The organism is Streptomyces longisporus (assembly GCF_039532765.1).
GTDB lineage: Bacteria > Actinomycetota > Actinomycetes > Streptomycetales > Streptomycetaceae > Streptomyces > Streptomyces longisporus.
Genome location: NZ_BAAASG010000002.1, coordinates 672,212 through 692,363, shown reverse-complemented (window position 1 = coordinate 692,363; position 20,152 = coordinate 672,212). Strand labels below are relative to the sequence as shown.

Below are 20,152 nucleotides of genomic sequence, written 5' to 3'. Positions count from 1 at the left end.
TCAGGAGCTCCCTTGGGCGCTGAGGGCGGGCTGCTTGAGCAGTTCGGCGCGGTGACGGGCGGCGGCGGATCCGGCGGCGGGGCCGCCGAGCGCCACGACACCGACCAGCCGGCCGTCGTGGTGGTAGCCGACCAGGACGTCCGCGGCCGGGTCGCCGTCGAGGACCCGCACGTCGCCGGTGCCGAGCGCGGGCGCGCCGAAGGACTGCAGCCGGAAGTCGTGCTGGTCGCTCCAGAAGGTGGGCAGCGGAGCGAAGGGCGCCGGCTCGGCGTCGGCGCCGGTGAGATGGGCGACCAGCACCTTCGCCGCGTGCCTGGCCGTGTCGGTGGGGATGCACCAGTGCTCGACCCGGCGCGGTACGCCGTCGTAGCGGGCGTTGGGGAAGCGCGCCACATCGCCCACCGCGACCACCTCCGGCCGGCCGCCGACCCGCAACTGCTCGTCGGTGAGCACCCCGTCGGTCAGGTCGAGGCCGTTGCCGTCCAGCCATTCGGTGTTGGCGACTGAACCTACCGACTCCACCACCACATCGGCGGGCAGCACGGTTGAGTCGGCGAGCACCACGCCGGTGACCCGGTCCTCGCCCTCGAAACCGGCGACTGAGGTGCCGAGCGCGAAGCGCACTCCGCGCTGTTCGTGCCGCTCCAGCAGCGCCCGCCCGAGCAGCTCGCCGAGCGGGCCGACCATGGGCAGCGGCAGCGGATCGACCACCGTCACCTCGCGGACACCGAGTCCTACGGCGGTGGCGGCCACCTCGCAGCCGATGAACCCGGCGCCGACCACGACCAACCGGGCGCCGGGCCGGGTCAGTTCGTCCCGCAGCCCCTGGGCGTCGGCCAGCGTACGGACCGTGTGCCGGCCGGCGAGCGGGCCGGGGCAGCGCAGCCGACGGGGCCGCATGCCGGTGGCGACCACGAGCCCGTCGTAGGAGAGCGTCGAACCGTCGTCGAGCTCGACGATGCGTTCGGAGAGCCGGGAGGCCACGACCTTCGTGCCAAGGCGCCACTCCACGTCCGACACGCTCGCGCGGGGGCGGAAGGCGAGCGATGCGAAGGGTGCCTTCCCGGCCAGTACTTCCTTGGACAGCGGGGGCCGGTTGTAGGGCATGTGCGGTTCGTCGCCGACGAGCGTGATCGCCCCCGTCCAGCCGGCGGCGCGCAGTTGTTCCGCGGCGCGCAGACCGGCCATGGAGGCGCCGGCCACGACGATGCGTGCGCTCATGCTCAGGCCTCGATCCGGATGGCCTGCAGCGGGCAGACGTCGGCGGCTTCCTCGACCTCGTCGCGCAGCGCGTCGTCGGGGTCGCTGACGTATCCCAGCCGCCCGTTCTCGTCGAGCTGGAAGACGTCGGGGGCCGCGAAGACGCACTGGCCGTGGTCCTGGCACTTGTTCATGTCGACGACGACCTTCATGGCGGACCCTCCTGGATCTCGTTTGGCTTCAAACAACATAGGAAGCGTGCGACCCCTGGTCAATACCTGTCCAGGTGGATAATTTTTTGATGCCACCCCCTTGCGGGTGATGGAAGCCGTTCTTATCGTTTGGCATCAAACAACATGCCGGCCGCCGAGGAGACAACGGTGAGCGCATCCGAAACACCGGACGTCCGTCAGTACCAGGAGCGGCTTGCCGCCGAGGGCATCGACGTGGTCCGGGTGACCTATCCCGATCTCATCGGCACCGACCGGGCCCGCGACGTCCTGCTCGACCAGCTGCCGACCGCCTGCGAGCACGGGCTCGCCTTCTGCCGGGCCGTCTACCACACCTCACCCCAGGGGGACGTGGTCCCCGTGACCGGTGGCCTGGACGCCGGCCTGCCCGACATCACCGTGCGCCCGGACCTGGACACCTTGGCCGCGCTGCCCTGGGAGCCCGGCGTCGCCGTCTGCCTGGGGGATGCCATCGATCCGGCGACCGGGGCACCCGCCCCCGAATCCCCCCGTGACCTCCTGCGCTCGGTCCTCGCCCGGTGCGCCGAGCAGGGGCTGCGCCCCGTGGCCGGACCCGAACTCGAGTACTTCCTGTGCGAGGAGGACCCGGGGTCCCCGAACGGCTGGAAGCGCTACTCCGCAGCCACCGGAGCCGTCTACACGGCAGGCCTGCGCGCCGACCCCGACAACCACTTGCTGCGCACCCTGCGCGGGCTCCGCGACCTGGGCATCGGCGTCACCAACGGCAACCACGAATTCGACGGCGGACAGTTCGAGATCAACCTCACCCACTCCGAGGCCATGTCGGCCGCCGACCGCGCCTTCCGCTTCAAGGCGGCCGTCAAGGAACTCGCCCGCAAGGAGGGCCGGCTCGCCACCTTCATGGCCAAGCCCTTCAACGACGCCGGCGGCTCGGGCTTCCACCTCCACCTGTCCTGCGAGGACGAGCACGGCCGCAACGCCTTCGACGACCCGGCGGGCGCCCACGGCCTCTCGGCCACCGCCCGTCATGCCCTCGCCGGCATCCTCGCGCACGCCCCGGCCCTCGCCGCCCTGGCCAACCCGACCGTCAACTCGTACAAACGCTTCGGCCCGGACACCCTCGCGCCCTGGCTGATCGACTGGGGCCTGGACAACCGCAGCGCCATGGTCCGCATCCCGCCCGAGCGCGGCTCCGGCGCCCGCCTGGAGCTGCGGCTCGGCGACGCGAGCGCCAACCCGTACCTGTTGCTCTCCGGCACGATCGCCGCCGCGCTCCTCGGCGTCCGGGCGGCGGAGGAGCCGCCCGCCCCGCTGGAGGGCTACGGCTACGACACCGCACGCGCGTCCGTGCTGCCGACGAGCCTGTCCGCCGCCCTCGACGCGCTGGAGGCGGACACCGCCCTGGCCGAGGTGATCGGCAAGGACTTCACCACCTCATACCTCAGCTACAAGCGCAACGAGGTCGAACGCTTCCAACGGCACGTCACCGACTGGGAGTTCACCGAGTACGCCTACCACCTGTGACGTTTGGGAGCCACCGATGACCGAGACCCTGACCACCGCCGTGCACGAACCGATGCCGCTCGCGGACGTGGACCTCGCCGACCTCGACAACTTCACCGACGGGGTGACGCCCTGGCGGATGTTCCACACCCTGCGCCACCAGGACCCCGTGCACTGGCAGCCGGAGGAGGCCCCCAACTCCGGTTTCTGGGCGGTGACCCGGCACGCGGACATCGCCCGCGTCGACCGCGACGCGCAGACCTTCACCTCGACCAGGTTCGTCAACCTGGAGGAGGTCGACGACGACCAGATCAAGAAGCGGGCCTCCATCCTGGAGATGGACGGTGTACGGCACCGCGCGCTGCGCAGCGTGATCCAGCGGCAGTTCGGCGCGAGCGTGATCAACGGCTACACGGACTTCCTGCGCGGCCTGACCGCCACCACGCTGGACGCGGCCCTGGCCAAGGGCAGCTTCGACTTCGTCGCCGACGTCTCCGCCGACTTCCCCATCAACGTCCTCGCCCGGCTCCTCGACGTGCCGCCTCAGGACAACCAGAAGCTCATCGACTGGGGCAACCGGATCATCGGCAACACCGACCCCGACTACGCGGACGTGCTGCTGCACAGCGCGGAGAGCGAGAAGTACCGCGACCTGCCCTTCCGCTCACCCGCCTCGCTCGAAGTCTTCGACTACGGCCGCGAATTGGCCCGGCAGCGGCGCGGCGGCGACGGCACCGACCTGGTCTCCCGGCTCGTCAACACGACGCCCCGCGACGGGATCCCGCTCTCCGAACAGGACTTCGACAACTACTTCCTGCTGCTGGTGGTGGCCGGCAACGAGACCACCCGGCACACCATCACCCACTCGATGCTGGCCCTGCTCCAGCACCCCGAGCAGCTCGCCCGCCTGCAGCAGGACCCGTCCCTGATCCCGGTCGCCGTCGAGGAGTTCCTGCGCTGGGCGTCCCCCGTCTACCACTTCCGCCGCACCGCGACCAGGGACGTGGAACTGGGCGGCAAGCAGATCAGGGAGGGCGACAAGGTCGTCATGTGGTTCGCCTCCGGCAACCGTGACGAGGAGGTCTTCGGCAACCCGTACGACTTCGACGTCACCCGGCAGCACAACGACCACGTCACCTTCGGCAAGGGCAGCCCCCATCTGTGCCTGGGCAACCTGCTCGCCCGCACCGAGATCCGCATCATGTTCGAGGAACTGATTCCCCGGCTCGCGGACATCCGCCTGACCGGCGACGTGCCGCGCGTACGGTCCAACTTCGTCAACGGCATCAAGAAGCTGCCCGTCGAGGTGACCCTGGCCTGAGGGATCAGGACGTCATCCCGTAGTGGAGGACACCGCCCGAGGTCAGCACCCCTTCCGGAAGGAAGGGGCCGTTGACGGGGAGCCCGTTCAGTCTCAGGGACCGTACGTGGGCGTTCGTGGCCGAGGCGTCCGGGGCGAGGAGGGAGAGAGTGACCCCGTTGCCGCGATGCACCGTGGCAGCCGGGAACAGCGGCCCGGCAAGGGCCAGTTGGGCGCTTCCCGGGACCTGGGGGTACATGCCCAGACATGCCCAGACCGCCCACGACGACATCTCGCCCAGGTCGTCGTTGCCGACGAGACCGTCGGGCCGGTCGGTGAAGAGAGTGGTGAGGGCCCGCCGCACGATGTCCTCCGTGCGGTCGGGGCGGCCCGCGTAGTCGTACGCCCAGGGGATGTTGAAGGACGGCTCGTTGCCGAGATAGGCGAACGGCTTGTCCGCGCCCGCGTTGAGCTGGGTGAAGAAGGTGTCGAGACGGGCGGTGGCCGCGGCGGTGCCGCCCATCGCCGTGAACAGACCGGGCAGGTCGTGCGGCACCAGCCAGGTGTACTGCGCGGCATTGCCCTCGACGTACTCCCCGTGCTGGGTGGGGGAGAAGGAGGGCCAGCTTCCGTCGGCGTTGCGGGGCTGGATGTAGCCGCTGACCGGGTTGAAGAGATTGCGCCAGTTGCCGGCGGCGCGGGTGAGGACCGCCTGGGTCTTCGTGTCGCCGAGGCGTCCGGCCAGGTGGGCCAGCGCGGCGTCGGCGATGGCGTACTCCAGCGTGGTGGCCGCGCTGCCCCAGACGCCCTTGGTGCCGGCCGGGATGTAGCCCAGGGTGTCGTACTGCTGGTGCCCCGGCCGCTGCCGGTCGTCCTGCCGGCCCGCCACGGCCGCGCGCAGCAGCCCCCGGGCGTCGAAGTCGGTGCCGCCGAAGGCGTGGATGGAGGCGGCCATGGCCGGCAGCGGGTCGCCGACCATGACGCGGGTGCCGCCGTTGGCCACCGTCCAGCGGTCGAAATACCCTGCCTGGCGGCCTTGGTTGAGGATCGACTGGGCGACGTCGGACGCCTCGTGCGGCGCGATCAGAGCCAGCAGCTGGCCCTGGGAACGGTAGACGTCCCAGCCGGAGAAGTCCGCGTACTGCACATGCCCCGGCCGGGTGCGGTGGACGCGGCCGTCCATTCCCCGGTAGCGGCCGTCGGTGTCGCTGAAGGCGCTGGGGTGCAGCAGCGCGTGATACAGCGCCGTGTAGAACACCCGGCGCTGGGTCTCGGTGCCGCCGCGCACGGCGATCCTGCCCAGCCACTCGTTCCAGCGGTCACGGGCGGCCCTGTTCAGCTGGTCGTAGGAGCGCTTGCCCTGCTCCGCGGTGACATTGCGGCGGGCGGCGGCCACGTCCACGAAGGACACGCCGACCCGGGCGGTCACCGTACGGGTCCCGGGCGCGAAGGAGACGTACGCGCCGGAGGTCTTCCCGTCCAGGGGCTCGGTGTGCGCGAAAGGGCGGTCGAAGACGACGTGGAAGTAGAGCCGGTAGCGGTTCGAGGAGTGGCAGAAGCCGCCGCTGTCGGTGTAGCCGGACAGGGTGCGCGACCCGATGCTGATCTTCCCGGTGGCCTTGTTGAAGGCCCGTCCCGCGTCCACCGTCAGCCCGGCGGGCCCCGCGTCGCCGGCCGGATAGGTGAAGCGCGCGATGCCGGAGCGCTGGGTGACGGAGATCTGCGTGCGGATGCCGTTGTCGAACCGGACCCCGTAACTGCCCGGCGACGCCTCCTCGTTGGCGTGGGAGAAGGTGGCGTGGCGCGCGGCGGGGTCAGGGTCCGGGCGGCCGGTGAGCGGCATGAACGGCACGTTGCCGTAGTCGCTGCAGCCCGCGCCGGAGATGTGGGTGAGGCTGAAGCCCCGGATGCGGTTGTCCTTGTACGCGTACCCGCCGTGCTGGCGGGTGACCGTGTCGGGGCTCCACTGGATCCCGCCCAACGCCGCCGAGGCACCGGGGAAGGTGTTCCCGGCGCCGCCGCCGTGGCCGAAGTCGGTGCCTCCCGGAGCGGTGCCGACGAACGGGTTGACGTAGCCGGCGGGGTCGTCCGTGGCGCGTGCGGGCTCGGCCGCGGCCGGGGCGGCGGACGCCGCCGGGAGCGGCGAGGCCAGCAGCACGGCCGAGGTCAGGGCAGCCGCGACAGGGTGCAGGCGCAAGAAGCTCTCCTCGAGACGGTGGGACGTCGCGGTGGCGAACGACGACGGACTGCCCACCTTCCCGGCCCAACGGCGTGGTTGCGCGACGCCTTGCCGTGGAACGCGCGCGGATCAGGCTCACGGCGCAATGCACCGGAGTGAACAGGGGCGCGCAGGAGGAGAGCTCACACCTCCCGGTGGTCGATGCCCAGCAGGCTCGCCGCGGCCCGGAAGTCGGCGCCGTGGCTGCCGACGGCGAGGGACCAGTGGTGGCCGACGCCCGTCGCGCTCCAGGCGTCGACCCACTCGCCGGGGTCACGGCCGAAGTCGACGCGGCTGGTGGTGTTGCCGATCTCCAGCAGGGGACCGGGCACGACGGTGCCCTCGGAGGTGACGAACGACAGGCTGCCGTCGGCGTCCTGGCCGAGGCCCAGGAGGGTGACCGGGCCGTGCCGGACGTCGAACTCCACGCTGACGCCCCAGCCGCGCTTTCCGTGGTAGACGCCGAGACCGCGCAGCAGCGGGTCACGGGCGCTGACGGCGAGGTGGGCGGGCCCGTCGTGACCCATCTCCACCACGCCGTCCTCGAAGTCGAGGGCCTGGATCTCGGTGAAGGAGCCCCCGGCGCCGACGCTCTGCGAGACCAACTGGGCGACGCTGGTGCGCAGTTCGTACTCGCCGGCCGCGGGCACGCCCCGGGCGGTGAGCAGGGAGGCGCCGAGGATCATGCCCGCGCCGAGCCGTTCGTGCAGTTCACCGTCGATACCGCGGTGGTAGTAGGCGAGCGTGTCCAGGCCGAAGTCCTCGACCAGCCGGTCCAGCGCGACGGACACCCTCGCGCCCCATGCGAAGTCCTCGTCCGCCACGCTGTCGTCGAGGGTGAAGACCCGGCGGGCCAGCGCCATGCGGTCGCGGGTCTCCGCCTCGCTCACCTGCTCCACCCGGTGCCGCAGGTCGTCGAACTCCAGTACCTCCACGTGCGAGCCGAAGGTCGCTGGCAGCAGGGTCAGATCCGTTGACACGTCCAGCATGCCCGGATACAGATGCCCCATCAGGCCGTGCCGGGCGTGCCGCAGCGCCGCGCGGACACGGGCCGCGCGGATCCACTGCTCGATGCGCCGCCAGGCGGACTCCTGGCGCAGCCAGCCCGACACCGACCGGAAGGGGATGCCGGCCCGGCGAAAGACATTGCCCACCTCGGGCACCGAGCACTGCGCGCAGTACGCCAGCCAGGCGCCCGTGTCGAAGGTGGCGTGGTCCATCCGCTCGGACGGCTGGAGGTCGACGACCAGCACGGGAGTGTGCGAGCGCCGGGCGATCGGCAGCACCATCGACGAGGTCAGATACGTCGTCAGGAACAGCACGATCAGATCGCAGTCGGCCCGGCGCAGCTCCTCGGCGGCGCGGGCGCCCTCCTGCGCGTCGGAGATGAACCCGACGTCCGTCACTTCCGCGTCCAGCTGCCCGAGCCGCTCGGCCAGGTACGCGGCCGACTCCTTCAACTGCGGCAGCAGACCGGGAAACTGGGGCCAGTAGGTGCCGAGCCCGCCCGAGACCAGGCCGATACGGGTACGGCGCCGCTGCACCGGCGGCAGCAACTCCTGCAGGGACATGGAGTGTTCGGCGGTTGCCATGGCTCGGGGTAGCTCCTTCTCAGGTCCGCGGTCGGATTCCAGGGGGCCCGGGCCACCCCCTACGCCCGGGCCACTCCCAGATCCGCCGGAGCGGCAGCGGCGCCGGGGAAGCGCTGGATGAGGACACGGACGATGTACACGCCCGCGACCGCCGAGGCCGCCATGCACGCGGTGATCGACCAGAGCAGCACGGAGGCGCTGTACTCCATCAGGGCGGGTGTGACGAAGGCGACGCCCGCGAAGACGCCCCGCGACACGGCGTAGGTGAGGCCCTGGGTGGTACCGCGGGTGTCCGGCGGCAGCGTGAGCTGCGACCACACCTTGTAGCTGGCCTCGCCCGCGAAGGGGTTGGAGATCTGGTAGAGCACGAAGAAGACCAGCATCCCGGCCAGCGCGCCCGCGGTCAGGGAGGCGATGCAGAACGCGACGATCTGCACGACGGTGAACACGTAGAACAGCCGGTCGCGCCAGGCGGTGTCGGCGAGCCGGACGAAGACGAGGGTCAGCACCAGTGCGATCGGCAGGAACGCCAGGTTGATCCCGGTGGCCAGGCTCTGCGAGGCGCCGCTGACCGTGACCAGCAGGTAGGTGCCGAACTGGCCGAAGGTGTTGGCGCCGATGCCCCAGGTCACGTAGTAGGCGAAGGTGGCGGCCATCGGCAGCAGTGCGGCGCGGTTGAGGATGTTCCGCAGTTCGATACCGCGCGGGGCGGCCAGCGCGGCCGCCTCCTCGGCCAGCTCGGTGTCCGAGGGCTCGTCGGCCAGGTCGAGCCGGGAGCGCAGCTGCCAGGTGACCAGCGCGGCGACGGCCAGATGACCGGTGATGATCCGCGCCCCGGTCATGCCCGTGTCCGACAGCAGATAGCCGAGGAAGATGACGACGACGATGCCCGCCACCCACATGACCTGGGTGAAGGACACCAGACGCGCCCGGCCGTCGGCGGGAGCGGCGTCCGAGACCACGGCCAGGGAGGTCGGCAGGTCGGCACCGGCCGCAAGCCCCGCCACGAGCACGCCGATGAAGAGCACGATGTCGTTCGGCGCGAGCGTGATGACGACCGCGCCGAGCGCGAAGCAGAAGATGTCCCAGTTGTAGACACGGCGGCGCCCGAACATGTCGGCCAGCCGCCCGCCGACCAGGGAGCCGACCGCGATGCAGCCGGTGACGATCGCGCTGATCGCGCCCGCCATCCACACGCCCATGTCGTAACTGTCGCGGTAGATGGCCAGGTTGACGGCGATGCTGACGATGAGAGCGGCGTCGAGGTAGGAGGCCATGCCCGACAGGGCCGCCACCTTCCACAACCGCCAGGGGATGGGTTGTTCCGGGCGTTCGGGAGCGGTCGGGGTTCGGACCATGATGCGACTCCGTCGTCTGGGGATGGGCCGAGCGGAGAGGGACGGCGCGGCTCTGAGGCCGAGTGCAGTGAATATAGGGTCGGAAAAACGTTCCAACAACCCCTCATGCGCCCATTTGCAGGAAGACGCGTCGGCGTGCTTCCCGCACCCGGGATCCGGTGCGAACATTCCAGGTTGTCGGCGACCAGACCCATGTAAAACGTTTTGAACCGCGAGGGTGCCCAGCCGTTCTCGGAAGGACCGTGTCCGTGATCTCCTCCGCGTTGCAGCAGCTGTTCGACGACCCGCCCAGGGACTTCGGCCCCACCCCGCTGTGGTGGTGGTCGGGGGCGAAAGTCACCCGCGAGCGCCTCGCCTGGCAGCTGCGCAGGTTCGCCGAGGGCGGCGTCCACAACCTCGTGGTGATCAACCTGGCGCCGGCCGGCCCGAGCTTCGGCGCCCGCGCCGACGAACCGCCGTGGTTCGGCGAGGAGTGGTGGGCACGCTTCATCGACGCCTGCGAGATCGCCCGGGACCTGGGCATGCGCCTGTGGTTCTACGACCAGATCGGGTTCTCCGGCGCCAATGTCCAAGGTGGCGTGACCCGCCGGCACCCCGAGGCGTCCGGCCTCGCCCTGCGCTGCCGCACGGCGACCGTCTCCAACGGCGCCGTCCCGCTGAGCAGTTCGCATACGCTCGTGGGCGCGTACTCGCCGGAGGGCCGGCGCCTTCCCGTCACCGGCACCGCGCGGATCGCGGCCGCCGACGGCAGCGAGGTGCAACTCGTCACCGCCGTCCCCACGGCCTTCGACTACCTGGCCCCCGGCGCCGTCCGCCTGCTCCTGGACGCCGTGCACCACGAGTACGACCGCCGCGTCCCCGAGTACCTGGGCAACGTCATCGCCGGAAGCTTCCAGGACGAACTGCCCGGCACCAACGCCTGGAGCCGCCGCTTCCCCGAGGAGTTCCTCGCCCGTCGCGGCTACGACCTGCTCGACCACCTCCCGGCCCTCTTCCACGACACCCCCGACGCCGCCCGGGCCTCGAAGGTCCGCGCCGACTACTACGCGGTCCGCGCCGAACTCACCGAAGAGGCCCTGTTCAAGCCCCTCGCCGCCTGGCACGACGAACGCGGCATGCTCCTGGGCTGCGACCAGAGCCATCCCGCCCGCTCCGGGTTCCCGGCCCAGTCGACACAGATCTACTCGGACTACTTCCGCACCCACCGCTGGTACGGCGCCGCGGGCAGCGACCACCACGGCGACGCCAAGGTCCACTCCTCCATGGCGCACCTCTACGGCCACGAGCGGGTCTGGATCGAGGCGTTCCACTCCTCCGGCTGGGGTGGCACCCTCGAGGACACCTACGACTGGCTCCTGCCGTTCCTGCGCAGCGGAGCCAACCTGTACAACCCGCACGCCAGTTACTTCGGCACCGCCGGCGGCTGGTTCGAGTGGGCGCCGCCGTCCACCGACTGGCGCCAGCCCTACTGGCCGCAGTACCCGGCCTTCTCCCGGGCCGTCGCCCGCCTCTGCTCGATCCTGTCCTGGGGCACCTACAGCGCCGACGTCGCGGTCCTGCACCCCACGACCACCATGCAGTCGCTCATCCCGCTGGACGCCTCCGTCCAGCACTTCGGCGACGGCCGCCTCGGCGAGGGCCACACCGAGGTCGACGAGACCCAGCGCCACTACCTCGACCTGTGCGGCACCAACAACTGGCTGCGGCCCCACATCGGCACCCTGGACCGGCACGGCGTCTCCTACGACGTCATCGACGACGCCTCGGTGCAGCGGGCCACGCCCGCCGACGGCGCCCTGCGGGTCGGGGACCTGGCGTACACCGCGGTGCTGCTGCCTTCGGCGAGCGTCCTGGAGCAGGACACGGCACGACGGCTGACCGAACTCCTCGACGCCGGCGGACGGGTGGTCGCCGTGGGCCGCCCGCCGACGGCTGCGGCAGGCCTGGCCGGTGACGACGCCGTCGTGGCGGCGCTGTGCGCCCATCCCGGGCTGGAGCGGGCGAGTGACGCCGAGGCAGGCGCCGCGGCCGTGGCAGACGCTGCCGGTTACGCCACGGGCGACGTGCCGCTGCTCGTGCGGCGGCAGGGCGGGGAAGCGGTCGCCCTGGTGACGGGTGCCTTCCCCGATGCCCGCACGCATCCGCCCGAGGGCAACCACGACATCGATCCCGCCCGCTACGCCACCACCAGGGTCCTCACCGTGCGCGCCCCGGTCACCGAGGCCGAGGTCTGGAACCCGGCGAGCGGCGCCCGACGCCCCGCGCGCGTCACCGTCACCGAAGGCGTCTCGACCATCGAGGTGCCACTGGAAGGTGCCCCCGCCGCCCTCGTCGTATGGCGAGAAGGCACTCCGTCGATCGCCAGGCCCGCACCACCCGAGGCGGCCCGGACCATCGACCTGTCCGACGGCTGGGAGGGCCGCCTGGCGCCCACCATGGACAACACATGGGGTGACCTCGCGCTGCCCGCCGGGTCGTCCGTCGAGGAACCGCAGATCTGGACCATGCGGTGGACCGAGAGCGACGCACCCGAGGCACGCTGGGAGCAGACACGGGCGACGTACGGCAACCGGGCACGCGTGCTGCCCCCGGTGCCCGCCGCGAAGGCCCCCGACCCGCTCGACCAGGCCTCCGTCGCACGGGTCCTGGCCGGAGAGCAGCCCCTTGTGCCCTGGGACGAGAGCTGGAGCGTGGCGCTGTTCTCGTCGAGCCGCGGAATCCCGGACCCGGACGGGCTGCTGGGCAACAAGGGGCTGGTGCCCGAGGAGTTCGTACGCGTCCCGGTGCCGGGCCTCGGAACCGTCGCCCGGGTCCGGACGATCGTCGAGACCGGCCACCGCGGGCCTGCCGATCTGCACGTCGGCGCGGCAGCGGTCAAGCGGGTGTGGTGGAACGGCGAGAGGCTGCCCACGGGCCACGGATACCTGGCGTCCGCCCGGGTGGAGGTGGACCGGCCCCGCAACGTCCTGGAGTACGAACTGTCCGACGCCGAGGACCGCCCCTCGGTGATCTCGGCCAGGGCCCAAGCCCCGTTGGGCAGTTACTTCTGTCTGTCTCTCCCGGACGGGTTCGCGGCGCGTCCGCAGTTCATGTGCCTGCCGGACGGCGTACGGCCGGACGGCGGCGTCACCTACCGGGGCCGTCTGCGTCTCTCCGGCGGCGGGGAGCGGGCGGTGCTCGTGGTGGGCGCCGCGGCGGGAGTCACCGTGCTGCTCGACGGCGCGGTCGTGGCCCGGCAGGAGAAGGTCGAGTACTACGAGTCCGACTGGGGCGCGGTGCCGATGTTCTTCCGCCACGAACTGACCCTCTCGGCGGGCGATCACGTGCTCGACGTCGTGGCCGACAGCGTCCGCGCCCGGGATGCCGTGTTCGTCGACCTCGTGGCAGGAGCAGGTGTCACCGCGCTGGTCAGCGGGGCCGGCTGGGAGGCCGGGACCGGGGAGTGGCGCGGGCGTACCGTCGAACACGAGGGCAGGTGGGGGGAGTTGCAGCACTGCCACGCCGCCGTACGAACGCACCCCTTGCCGGACACCGAGTGGCTGACCGGCGGACCGGTGCTCGGCACCCCCGTCCTGCCGCTGTGGTCCACCGACGAAGTCCGCCCCCGCGCACAGCGTTTCCGCTTCACCGTGCCTCCGGGCACCGTGTCGCTCAGGCTGCCGCTGGCGCTGCCCGCACGAGTGAGGGCCGCAGACGGCGCGGAACAGCCACTCGAAGGGCAGCTGCTGACCCTGACCCAACCTACTTCTGGCGCAACGCAGTTCGAGGTCATCACCGAACCGACCGCCGTGCTGCGGGGCGGCTCCGCCTGGTGCGGGCCGGTGCGTGTCCGTACCGTGGCGGCGCCCCTGCCCCTCGGGGACTGGCAGTCGCTGGGGCTTGGCGGCTGGAGCGGCGGTGTGACGTATTCGCGGGAGGTGGAGGTGCCCGCCGGGCCGGACCCGGTGCTCGACCTGGGGCGGGTGCGGGGGAGCGTCGCGGTTCTTCTCGACGGGAAGCCCGTCGGCGAGGCGTTCTGCGCGCCGTACCGCTTCGAGCTGCGCGGTGCCGCCGGGCGCACCGTGCGGGTCGACGTGACCGTCCACAACACCCTCGCCCCGTATCTCGCCGAAGCCACCCCCACTGCCTGGGCCTTCCCCACCCAGTTGGCGTCCGGGCTGTTGGGGCCGGTGACGCTGCGGATCCCGGAGTCAGCCGCCGGGGAGTGACCGGGTGGAGTCCCGCAGGGCCAGTCGGGGCGCGAACACCCTTGTCTCATGGGCGTGTTCGGCGCGGGCCTCCACCTCGTCCAGGAGCATCTCCACGGCGGCCCGGCCGAGATCCTCGACGGGCTGCCGGACCGTCGTCAGGGTCGTGCCCACGAAGCTCGCGATGTCGAGGTCGCCGTACCCCACCACCTGCACGTCCTCGGGGACCTTCACACCCCGCTCGGCCAGGCCCCGGCACAGCCCGGCGGCGAGGAAGTCGTTGGTGCAGAACATCCCGTCGGGCAGTTCGTCGAGCCCCTGGGCGATCTCCATGCCGTACGCCACCGTCATCTCCTCGGCGACCACCTGGCCGAGCCGTGCCTCGCGCCGGGTGCGCACGGCCTGACGGGCGCCCTGGTAGCGGTCGGCGCACTGCCGTATCGACCGTTCGCCGTTGACGACGAGGATGTCGCGCGCCCCGCACTCCAGGAGGTGCAGCACGGCGATACGGCCGCCGGCGATGTCGTCGACGGAGACGGAACAGCCGTCCTGCGCGGGCATCGCACGGTCCGCCAGTACGAGGGGAATGCCCCGCTCGCGCAGCCGTGTGAGCCGGGTGGGGTCGGCGCTGAGCGGGACGACCACGGCGCCGACGGCACGTTGTTCCACGAGCATGGTGAAGTAGCCCTGCTCGCGCTCCGGGGTGTCCCCGCTGTGGCAGAGGACGAGGGAGTAGCCGTGGTCGTACGCGGCGTCGGCGGCGCCCCGTGCGATGCGGGCGTAGAAGGAGTTGGTCACGTCGGGCAGGACGAGGCCGATCGAGGACGTGTGGCCGGTGCGCAGTCCCGCGGCGCCCGGATGGGGCACGTAGTCGAGCGCCGCGACCGCGTCCCGGACCCGCTCGGCCGTCGCCGCGTTCACACGCTCCGGGCGGTTCAGCACGTTCGACACCGTCGACACCGACACTCCGGCGGCGGCTGCGACGTCCTGGATCCGGGCGGGGCGAACCGGGATGGCGTCCACCCCCCTCGCTGTGACAGCCGTGCGACCAGGCACGACGTGGTCCTCATGGGCGACGCAAGTCTACCCCGAAGGCGGGTAAAACGTTTTTCAGCCCGCAGGGCCGCCGGACCCTCATGCAAACCCTCGCCTGACGAGCATCAGCACGCCTTCGCTGCTTGTCCACGGCCCGTGCTCCATTCCCGGATGCCGGTACGCGTACATGCCCGCGGTGAACGTCTCGCCGAGGCGCAGGTCGGTCAGCGAGCCGTCGACGAGATACACCTCCTCGAAGTAGTCGTGCCGGACGCTGCCCTGCGCGCTGGTGTCCGTGCCCGGCTCGTACCGTTGCAGCACGGTGGCGTCCCCGGTCCGCGGATCCTCGGCCAGCACCTGCTCCCACACGCCGTCGGCCGCACCGGGCGGCCGACGCCAGGGCGCCTCGGGACGGTGGAACTCGGACTGCGGTCTGCTCATCGGCGATGCTCCTCACTGTGTCGACCGAGTTCAGCACAGGCGCCGGCCCATTCACCCTCTGTCGTGCCGTCCGGCACTTCCCGCGACCGGCAGGTCGCCGACTGTGCCGGACCCCTTCGAGGTGGGACGCTGGGACGAGAGGCATCGCCGAGGGGACTCGGGAGGGCCCGATGGGACGTGACGTACCTGCCCTGGTGTTCACGCGCGAGGACCGCCGCCGCTACCGGGACAAGATGCACCTCTGTCTCGACGTGCTGGCGCAGATGCTGCGCGAGTCGGGCTTCGAGAGCGAGCGCCCCCAAGTCGGACTGGAGATCGAGCTCAACCTGGTGGACGGCGACGGACGGCCCGCGATGCGCAACACCGAGGTGCTCCAGGCGATCGCCGACCCCGCCTGGTCGAGCGAGCTCGGCCGCTTCAACCTGGAGATCAACATCCCGCCCCGGCAGCTGACGGCCGGTGGCCCCGGCGCCTGGGAGCAGGCCATCCGCGACGCCCTCAACCACGCCGAGGCACGCGCCTCCGACGTGGGCGCACACATGATCATGGTCGGCATACTGCCGACGCTCAGGGAGTCGGACGTGGGCGAGTCCGCCCTGTCCGGCGACCCGCGGTACAAGCTGCTCAACGAGCAGATCTTCGCGGCCCGCGGCGAGGACCTGCGCATCCGGGTCGACGGCGTGGAGCGCCTGTCGATGTACGCCGACGCCATCACCCCCGAGGCCGCCTGCACCAGCACCCAGTTCCATCTGCAGGTCGCCCCGAAGGAGTTCGCGCCCTACTGGAACGCGGCCCAGGCGATCGCGGGCGTACAGATCGCCCTGGCCGCCAACTCGCCCTTCCTCTTCGGGCGCGAGCTGTGGCGAGAGACCCGCATCCCCCTGTTCGAGCAGGCCACCGACACCCGGCCGCAGGAGATCAAGGCCCAGGGCGTACGGCCGCGGGTGTGGTTCGGGGAGCGGTGGATCACCAGCGTCTTCGACCTCTTCGAGGAGAACGTCCGCTACTTCCCGGCCCTGCTGCCGCTGTGCGACGAGGAGGACCCGCAGGCGACGCTCGACGGCGGCGGCGTCCCGCAACTGGGCGAACTGACGCTGCACAACGGCACCATCTACCGCTGGAACCGCCCCGTGTACGCCGTCACCGAAAGCGGCCCGCACCTGCGCATCGAGAACCGCGTCCTGCCCGCCGGCCCCACCGTGGCCGACATCATCGCCAACGGCGCCCTCTACTACGGCCTCACCCGCGCCCTGGTCGACGAGGACCGGCCGGTGTGGACGCGGATGTCCTTCGCGGTCGCGGAGGAGAACCTGCACGCCGCCGCCCGCGACGGCATCGACGCCCGTCTGTACTGGCCCGGCGTGGGCGAAGTCCCGGTCACGGAACTGGTGTTGCGGCGCCTGCTGCCGCTCGCCCACCGGGGCCTCGAACTGGCCGGCATGGACGCGACCTGGCGCGAACCCCTGCTCGGCATCATCGAGCAGCGCTGTGTCACGGCCCGCAACGGCGCCCTGTGGCAGGCGGAGACGGTCCACCACCTGGAGAAGACCGGCATCTCCGACCGCCAGGAGGCACTGCGCCGGATGACCACCACGTACATGGACTACATGCACCTCAACGCGCCTGCGCACACGTGGCCCGTGGACTGACGCCGGTGTTGCACGAGGCGAATTCGACCGTGACTTCGGCCCCATCCATAAGGTAATCTAAAGGCAAAGAAAGATTCGCCGTATGGCAAAGGGGGCAGAGGTGTTCGATCTTCGGACAGAGGCAGAGATGAGGCTGCACTCGGAAAAGACGGCCAGGGAACTCGCCCTGAAGAAGCAGCGTGAGGAGACCCTGACGGCTCCTGGCGTCGGCGAGGAGAGTGCGAGCGCTGAAACACAGCCGCCACCGACGTAGCGCACTGGTCGGTCCCCTCTGTCGGAGGGTGGCTGACCTGCGTCTTGTGTGCGGGGTGGCGTGATGGAACGCTTCCTGTCCACGGCGGCAGGGGGAGCGTACGGATGGACCTGGAGCTGCGGCATCTGCGCGTCCTGTGTGCGATCGCGGATGCCGGGAGCGTGGGCCGCGCCGCCTCGGACCTCGGCTACTCGCAACCCGCCATGAGCACCCAACTCCGGCGGATCGAGCGCCACTTCGGGCAGCCGCTGTTCGAGCGCGGGGCGACAGGGGTCAGGCCGACACGGTACGGCGTCGAGGTCGTCGCCCAGGCCCGTGACGTCCTGGCCCGCGCCGCAGCGATCGGGTGCCGTCCGGCCGCCGGTGCCACGAGCGGCCGTAGGACCCTGCGCGTCGCGGCGACCAACTCGCCGGTGCTGTCCGGCATGGTCTCGCGGGTCCGGGCCCGGCTGCCGGACGTCACGCTCGCGGTCAGCAGCGTGTACGCCTCCTCGCGGATCGTCGAACTCCTGGAGGACGGCGAGGTGGACGCGGCCGTGGCCGCGGACTACCCCGGGATGGAACTGAAGCATGCGGACACGGTGACCCACCGAGGAATCGTCACCGAGCCCACATTCGTGGCGCTGCCGACCCGCCATCGCCTCGGACATCGCGCCCAGGTCTCGCTCGCCGATCTGGCCGAGGACGCCTGGTTCCTGACACCGGACGACGGAGCAGGTTGGCCGGGCGTCTTCTACACGGCCTGTGCAGCGGCCGGTTTCTCGCCGGTCGCCGTACATGAATTCCTCGGTGACCAGCTGCAGTTGCAGAGCATGATCGCCGACGGTCTCGGGGTGTCCGTCGTGCAGGCGACGCTGCGGCCTATCCCGGACGTGGTGATCAGGCCGCTGATCGGTACGCCGCTGTGGTGCCGCTATGTGCTGGCCTGGCGGCGTGACGCGGTGGCGGAGGGCGTGGTGGAGGACCTGTTCCACTCCGCCGCCTCCGCATACCGCGAACTCGCCGGGCGATCACCGCACTTGAGGGCGTGGGCCGCACGCACTTGGCGGGGGAGCGGGGCGTAGAGGGAGCCGTTGGCGGCCGGGTGTTATGGCAGGCCGCCGCACAGTGCTATGTCACATTCCATTGTTGGGGGCAGTCGGCGCTGAGATGGTGCCTCACGCGCCTCAACTCCCTTGTCGAGGCGCATCCTTCCGCAGAGGAGTCCAGAGATGCGCTACCTCTTCGCGCTGCCCAGACGCGCTGCCGTCACCCTCGCCGTCTGCACCACGCTCGCGGGCGTGCTGTCGGTGCCGGCGCTCGCCGCACCCCCCGCCCGGCAAGGCGCCGCCCCCACGACGCCGGCCCGGAAGGCGCCGCCGCCCGCCGGCTCGACCGCCACCGCCGCCGACCGGCCGGCCGTACAGGCCCGCCCGCTCACCACGCCCCAACTGCCCCCGTTGAAGCCGACCGGACCGAAACCCAAACCGAAGCCGGTCTCGTGCACCCCGGCCGACTTCGCAAGCAGGACCGGTCCGGCGCTCGTCACCTTCGTAGAAGCCTCGACCACAGACTGCGTCAACACCCTGTTCGCGGTGACCGGCACCGACGCCCGCGACATCTTCCGTCAGCCCCAGATGATCACCGTGGCGAAGGCCTTCAGGCGAGAGGCGCAACGGTACAGGGGCGACAACTCCACCGGGGTGTGGCAGCTCGTCCTGTTCCTGAGGGCCGGCTACTACGTCCAGTTCAACCACCCGTCCGACGTCGGCCCCTACGGCGCACCCCTGGCCCAGGCCACCACCCGCGGCCTGGACGCCTTCTTCGCCAACCGGCACTCCCGGGACGTCACCGCGGCGAACGGAGACGTGCTGGGCGAGGCCGTCATCCTCACCGACAGCGCCGACCAGCAGGCCCGCTATCTGAAGGCCTATCGACGCCTGCTCAACGCCTACGACAGCTCCTACGACGCGGTCCCCAGCATGCTCACCGCCGTCAACGACGTCTACACACCGCTCTGGCGCGGCAACTGGAACCCGGACTACGTCACCGCGGTGACCGCCGACCCGGGCATCGCCCGGACGCTGCACGGGTTCGCGCTCAAGCACCTGGACCTGCTCGGCACCGACCGCGCCTACCTGGACTCCAATGCCGGGATGAACGTCGCCCGTTACGTCGAACACACCGCGCTGCGGGCCACGGTCCAGCCGCTGGCCAAGGACCTGCTGGACGCCTCGAAGATCACCGGTCCCACGGCCGGGCTGTGGGTCGCGGTGGCGACCCAGGCCGACTACTACGACCGCCCCTACTGCTCCTACTACGACATCTGCAACCTGCCCGCCCGGCTCACCGACGCGGCCCTGCCCCTCACTCACACCTGCGACGCGACCCACACCGTCCGGGCCCAGGCGCTCACCTCCGCCGAACTCGACGCCGTATGCGCCGACCTCAGCGCCCAGGACCCCTACTTCCACGACCTCGTCAAGGACGACGGCCCCATACCCGGCCAGTACCTGTCGACGGTGCAGCTCGTCGTCTTCGCCAGTCGCGCGGACTACCAGACCTACGCCGGGGCGATCTACGGCGTCAGCACGGACAACGGCGGCATCACGCTCACCGGGGACCCCACCGACCCCGCCGACCAGCCGCTCTCGATCATGTACCAGAAGCCCTCCGACGACGGCTTCACGGCCCGCGTCTGGAACCTCAACCACGAGTACACGCACCAACTCGACGCCCGCTACGACATGAAGGGCGACTTCAACCGGCAGACCTCGGTGCCGGACGTCTGGTGGATCGAGGGCCTGGCGGAATACGTCTCCTACAGCTACCGGGGCATCACCGACGAGCAGGCCGTCGGGGAGGCGGGCAAGCACACCTACCGGCTGAGCACGCTGTTCCAGAACACCTATGCGAACAGCGACGTGATCCGAACCTACCCCTGGGGCTATCTCGCGGTCCGCTACATGTTCGAGAACCACCCGGCGGACATCCAGCGCATGCTCGCCCGCTTCCGGGTCGGCGACTACACGGGCGGATACGCCGTCTACAACTCCGACATCGGTACCCGCTACGACGCCGACTTCGACCAGTGGCTCACGGCATGCGCCGCCGGCGCCTGCTCCGACACGCCCGCCCCCGGAAGGCGTAGCGCGTCGGTGTCGTGGTCCGGGCGGGGCTGAGGCCAGTGCTGGGGCGCGAGTGGCGCGCTGAACGCCGAACCGA

General features: G+C 71.0%; 13 protein-coding genes. 6 read left to right on the top strand and 7 right to left on the bottom strand.

Annotated features, from left to right (window positions below; translation table 11 throughout):
- Together ABD355_RS04730 and ABD355_RS04725 are read right to left on the bottom strand one after the other, a co-directional pair.
- Positions 1–1,221, bottom strand: a complete 1,221-nt coding sequence (locus ABD355_RS04730) for an NAD(P)/FAD-dependent oxidoreductase (protein WP_344398756.1) — start codon at positions 1,219–1,221, stop codon at positions 1–3.
- 2 nt (positions 1,222–1,223) lie between these two features.
- Positions 1,224–1,412: a ferredoxin gene (locus ABD355_RS04725; RefSeq protein WP_123963264.1), complete on the bottom strand. Its 189-nt coding sequence runs from the start codon at positions 1,410–1,412 to the stop codon at positions 1,224–1,226.
- 168 nt (positions 1,413–1,580) lie between these two features.
- Here ABD355_RS04725 and ABD355_RS04720 point away from each other — a divergent pair, with 168 nt between their 5' ends.
- Positions 1,581–2,936, top strand: coding sequence for a glutamine synthetase family protein (locus ABD355_RS04720; protein WP_344398755.1), 1,356 nt, complete (start codon positions 1,581–1,583; stop codon positions 2,934–2,936).
- Positions 2,937–2,952: 16 nt separating this feature from the next.
- Positions 2,953–4,236, top strand: coding sequence for a cytochrome P450 (locus tag ABD355_RS04715; RefSeq protein ID WP_344398754.1), 1,284 nt, complete (start codon positions 2,953–2,955; stop codon positions 4,234–4,236).
- Between the two features lie 4 nt (positions 4,237–4,240).
- Here the strand turns inward: ABD355_RS04715 and ABD355_RS04710 are convergent, their stop codons facing one another.
- From ABD355_RS04710 to ABD355_RS04700, 3 genes are all read right to left on the bottom strand, one after another.
- A complete protein-coding gene (locus tag ABD355_RS04710; RefSeq protein ID WP_344398753.1) occupies positions 4,241–6,412 on the bottom strand; it encodes a GH92 family glycosyl hydrolase in 2,172 nt (723 codons plus the stop codon).
- A 164-nt stretch (positions 6,413–6,576) separates the two neighbouring features.
- Positions 6,577–8,025, bottom strand: a complete 1,449-nt coding sequence (locus ABD355_RS04705; protein WP_344398752.1) for an L-fucose/L-arabinose isomerase family protein — start codon at positions 8,023–8,025, stop codon at positions 6,577–6,579.
- Between the two features lie 59 nt (positions 8,026–8,084).
- Positions 8,085–9,383, bottom strand: coding sequence for an MFS transporter (locus tag ABD355_RS04700; protein WP_344398751.1), 1,299 nt, complete (start codon positions 9,381–9,383; stop codon positions 8,085–8,087).
- Between the two features lie 248 nt (positions 9,384–9,631).
- Between ABD355_RS04700 and ABD355_RS04695 the strand changes: the two genes are divergently transcribed.
- Positions 9,632–13,591: a glycosyl hydrolase gene (locus ABD355_RS04695; RefSeq protein WP_344398750.1), complete on the top strand. Its 3,960-nt coding sequence runs from the start codon at positions 9,632–9,634 to the stop codon at positions 13,589–13,591.
- On the opposite strand, the gene ABD355_RS04690 is transcribed toward ABD355_RS04695, so the two are convergent.
- Both ABD355_RS04690 and ABD355_RS04685 read right to left on the bottom strand, forming a co-directional pair.
- Complete coding sequence (locus tag ABD355_RS04690) at positions 13,574–14,593, bottom strand: LacI family DNA-binding transcriptional regulator (RefSeq protein WP_344398749.1); 1,020 nt, start codon at positions 14,591–14,593, stop codon at positions 13,574–13,576. The genes ABD355_RS04695 and ABD355_RS04690 overlap by 18 nt on opposite strands.
- 111 nt (positions 14,594–14,704) lie before the next feature.
- Positions 14,705–15,046, bottom strand: a complete 342-nt coding sequence (locus ABD355_RS04685; RefSeq protein ID WP_344398748.1) for a cupin domain-containing protein — start codon at positions 15,044–15,046, stop codon at positions 14,705–14,707.
- 170 nt (positions 15,047–15,216) lie between these two features.
- Here ABD355_RS04685 and ABD355_RS04680 point away from each other — a divergent pair, with 170 nt between their 5' ends.
- The 3 genes from ABD355_RS04680 (at position 15,217) to ABD355_RS04670 (ending at position 20,109) form a co-directional block, all read left to right on the top strand.
- Entirely contained in the window at positions 15,217–16,695 is a 1,479-nt protein-coding gene (locus tag ABD355_RS04680; RefSeq protein ID WP_344398747.1) for a glutamate-cysteine ligase family protein, read from the top strand.
- A gap of 357 nt (positions 16,696–17,052) precedes the next feature.
- The gene (locus ABD355_RS04675) at positions 17,053–18,012 is read left to right on the top strand and encodes a LysR family transcriptional regulator (protein ID WP_344398746.1); all 960 of its coding nucleotides are present in this window, start codon (positions 17,053–17,055) and stop codon (positions 18,010–18,012) included.
- Positions 18,013–18,159: 147 nt separating this feature from the next.
- Positions 18,160–20,109 (top strand): collagenase, encoded by a 1,950-nt coding sequence (locus tag ABD355_RS04670; protein ID WP_344398745.1) that lies wholly within the window; start codon positions 18,160–18,162, stop codon positions 20,107–20,109.
- The last annotated feature ends 43 nt before the right edge of the window (positions 20,110–20,152 follow it).

What these genes read in the sequence shown, in the direction of transcription:
- ABD355_RS04725 (WP_123963264.1), bottom strand. Translation starts at nt 1,412, where the DNA reads ATGAAGGTCGTCGTCGACATGAACAAGTGCCAGGACCACGGCCAGTGC.
- ABD355_RS04700 (WP_344398751.1), bottom strand. Translation starts at nt 9,383, where the DNA reads ATGGTCCGAACCCCGACCGCTCCCGAACGCCCGGAACAACCCATCCCC.
- ABD355_RS04705 (WP_344398752.1), bottom strand. Translation starts at nt 8,025, where the DNA reads ATGGCAACCGCCGAACACTCCATGTCCCTGCAGGAGTTGCTGCCGCCG.
- ABD355_RS04675 (WP_344398746.1), top strand. Translation starts at nt 17,053, where the DNA reads ATGGACCTGGAGCTGCGGCATCTGCGCGTCCTGTGTGCGATCGCGGAT.
- ABD355_RS04715 (WP_344398754.1), top strand. Translation starts at nt 2,953, where the DNA reads ATGACCGAGACCCTGACCACCGCCGTGCACGAACCGATGCCGCTCGCG.
- ABD355_RS04730 (WP_344398756.1), bottom strand. Translation starts at nt 1,221, where the DNA reads ATGAGCGCACGCATCGTCGTGGCCGGCGCCTCCATGGCCGGTCTGCGC.
- ABD355_RS04670 (WP_344398745.1), top strand. Translation starts at nt 18,160, where the DNA reads ATGCGCTACCTCTTCGCGCTGCCCAGACGCGCTGCCGTCACCCTCGCC.
- ABD355_RS04685 (WP_344398748.1), bottom strand. Translation starts at nt 15,046, where the DNA reads ATGAGCAGACCGCAGTCCGAGTTCCACCGTCCCGAGGCGCCCTGGCGT.
- ABD355_RS04680 (WP_344398747.1), top strand. Translation starts at nt 15,217, where the DNA reads ATGGGACGTGACGTACCTGCCCTGGTGTTCACGCGCGAGGACCGCCGC.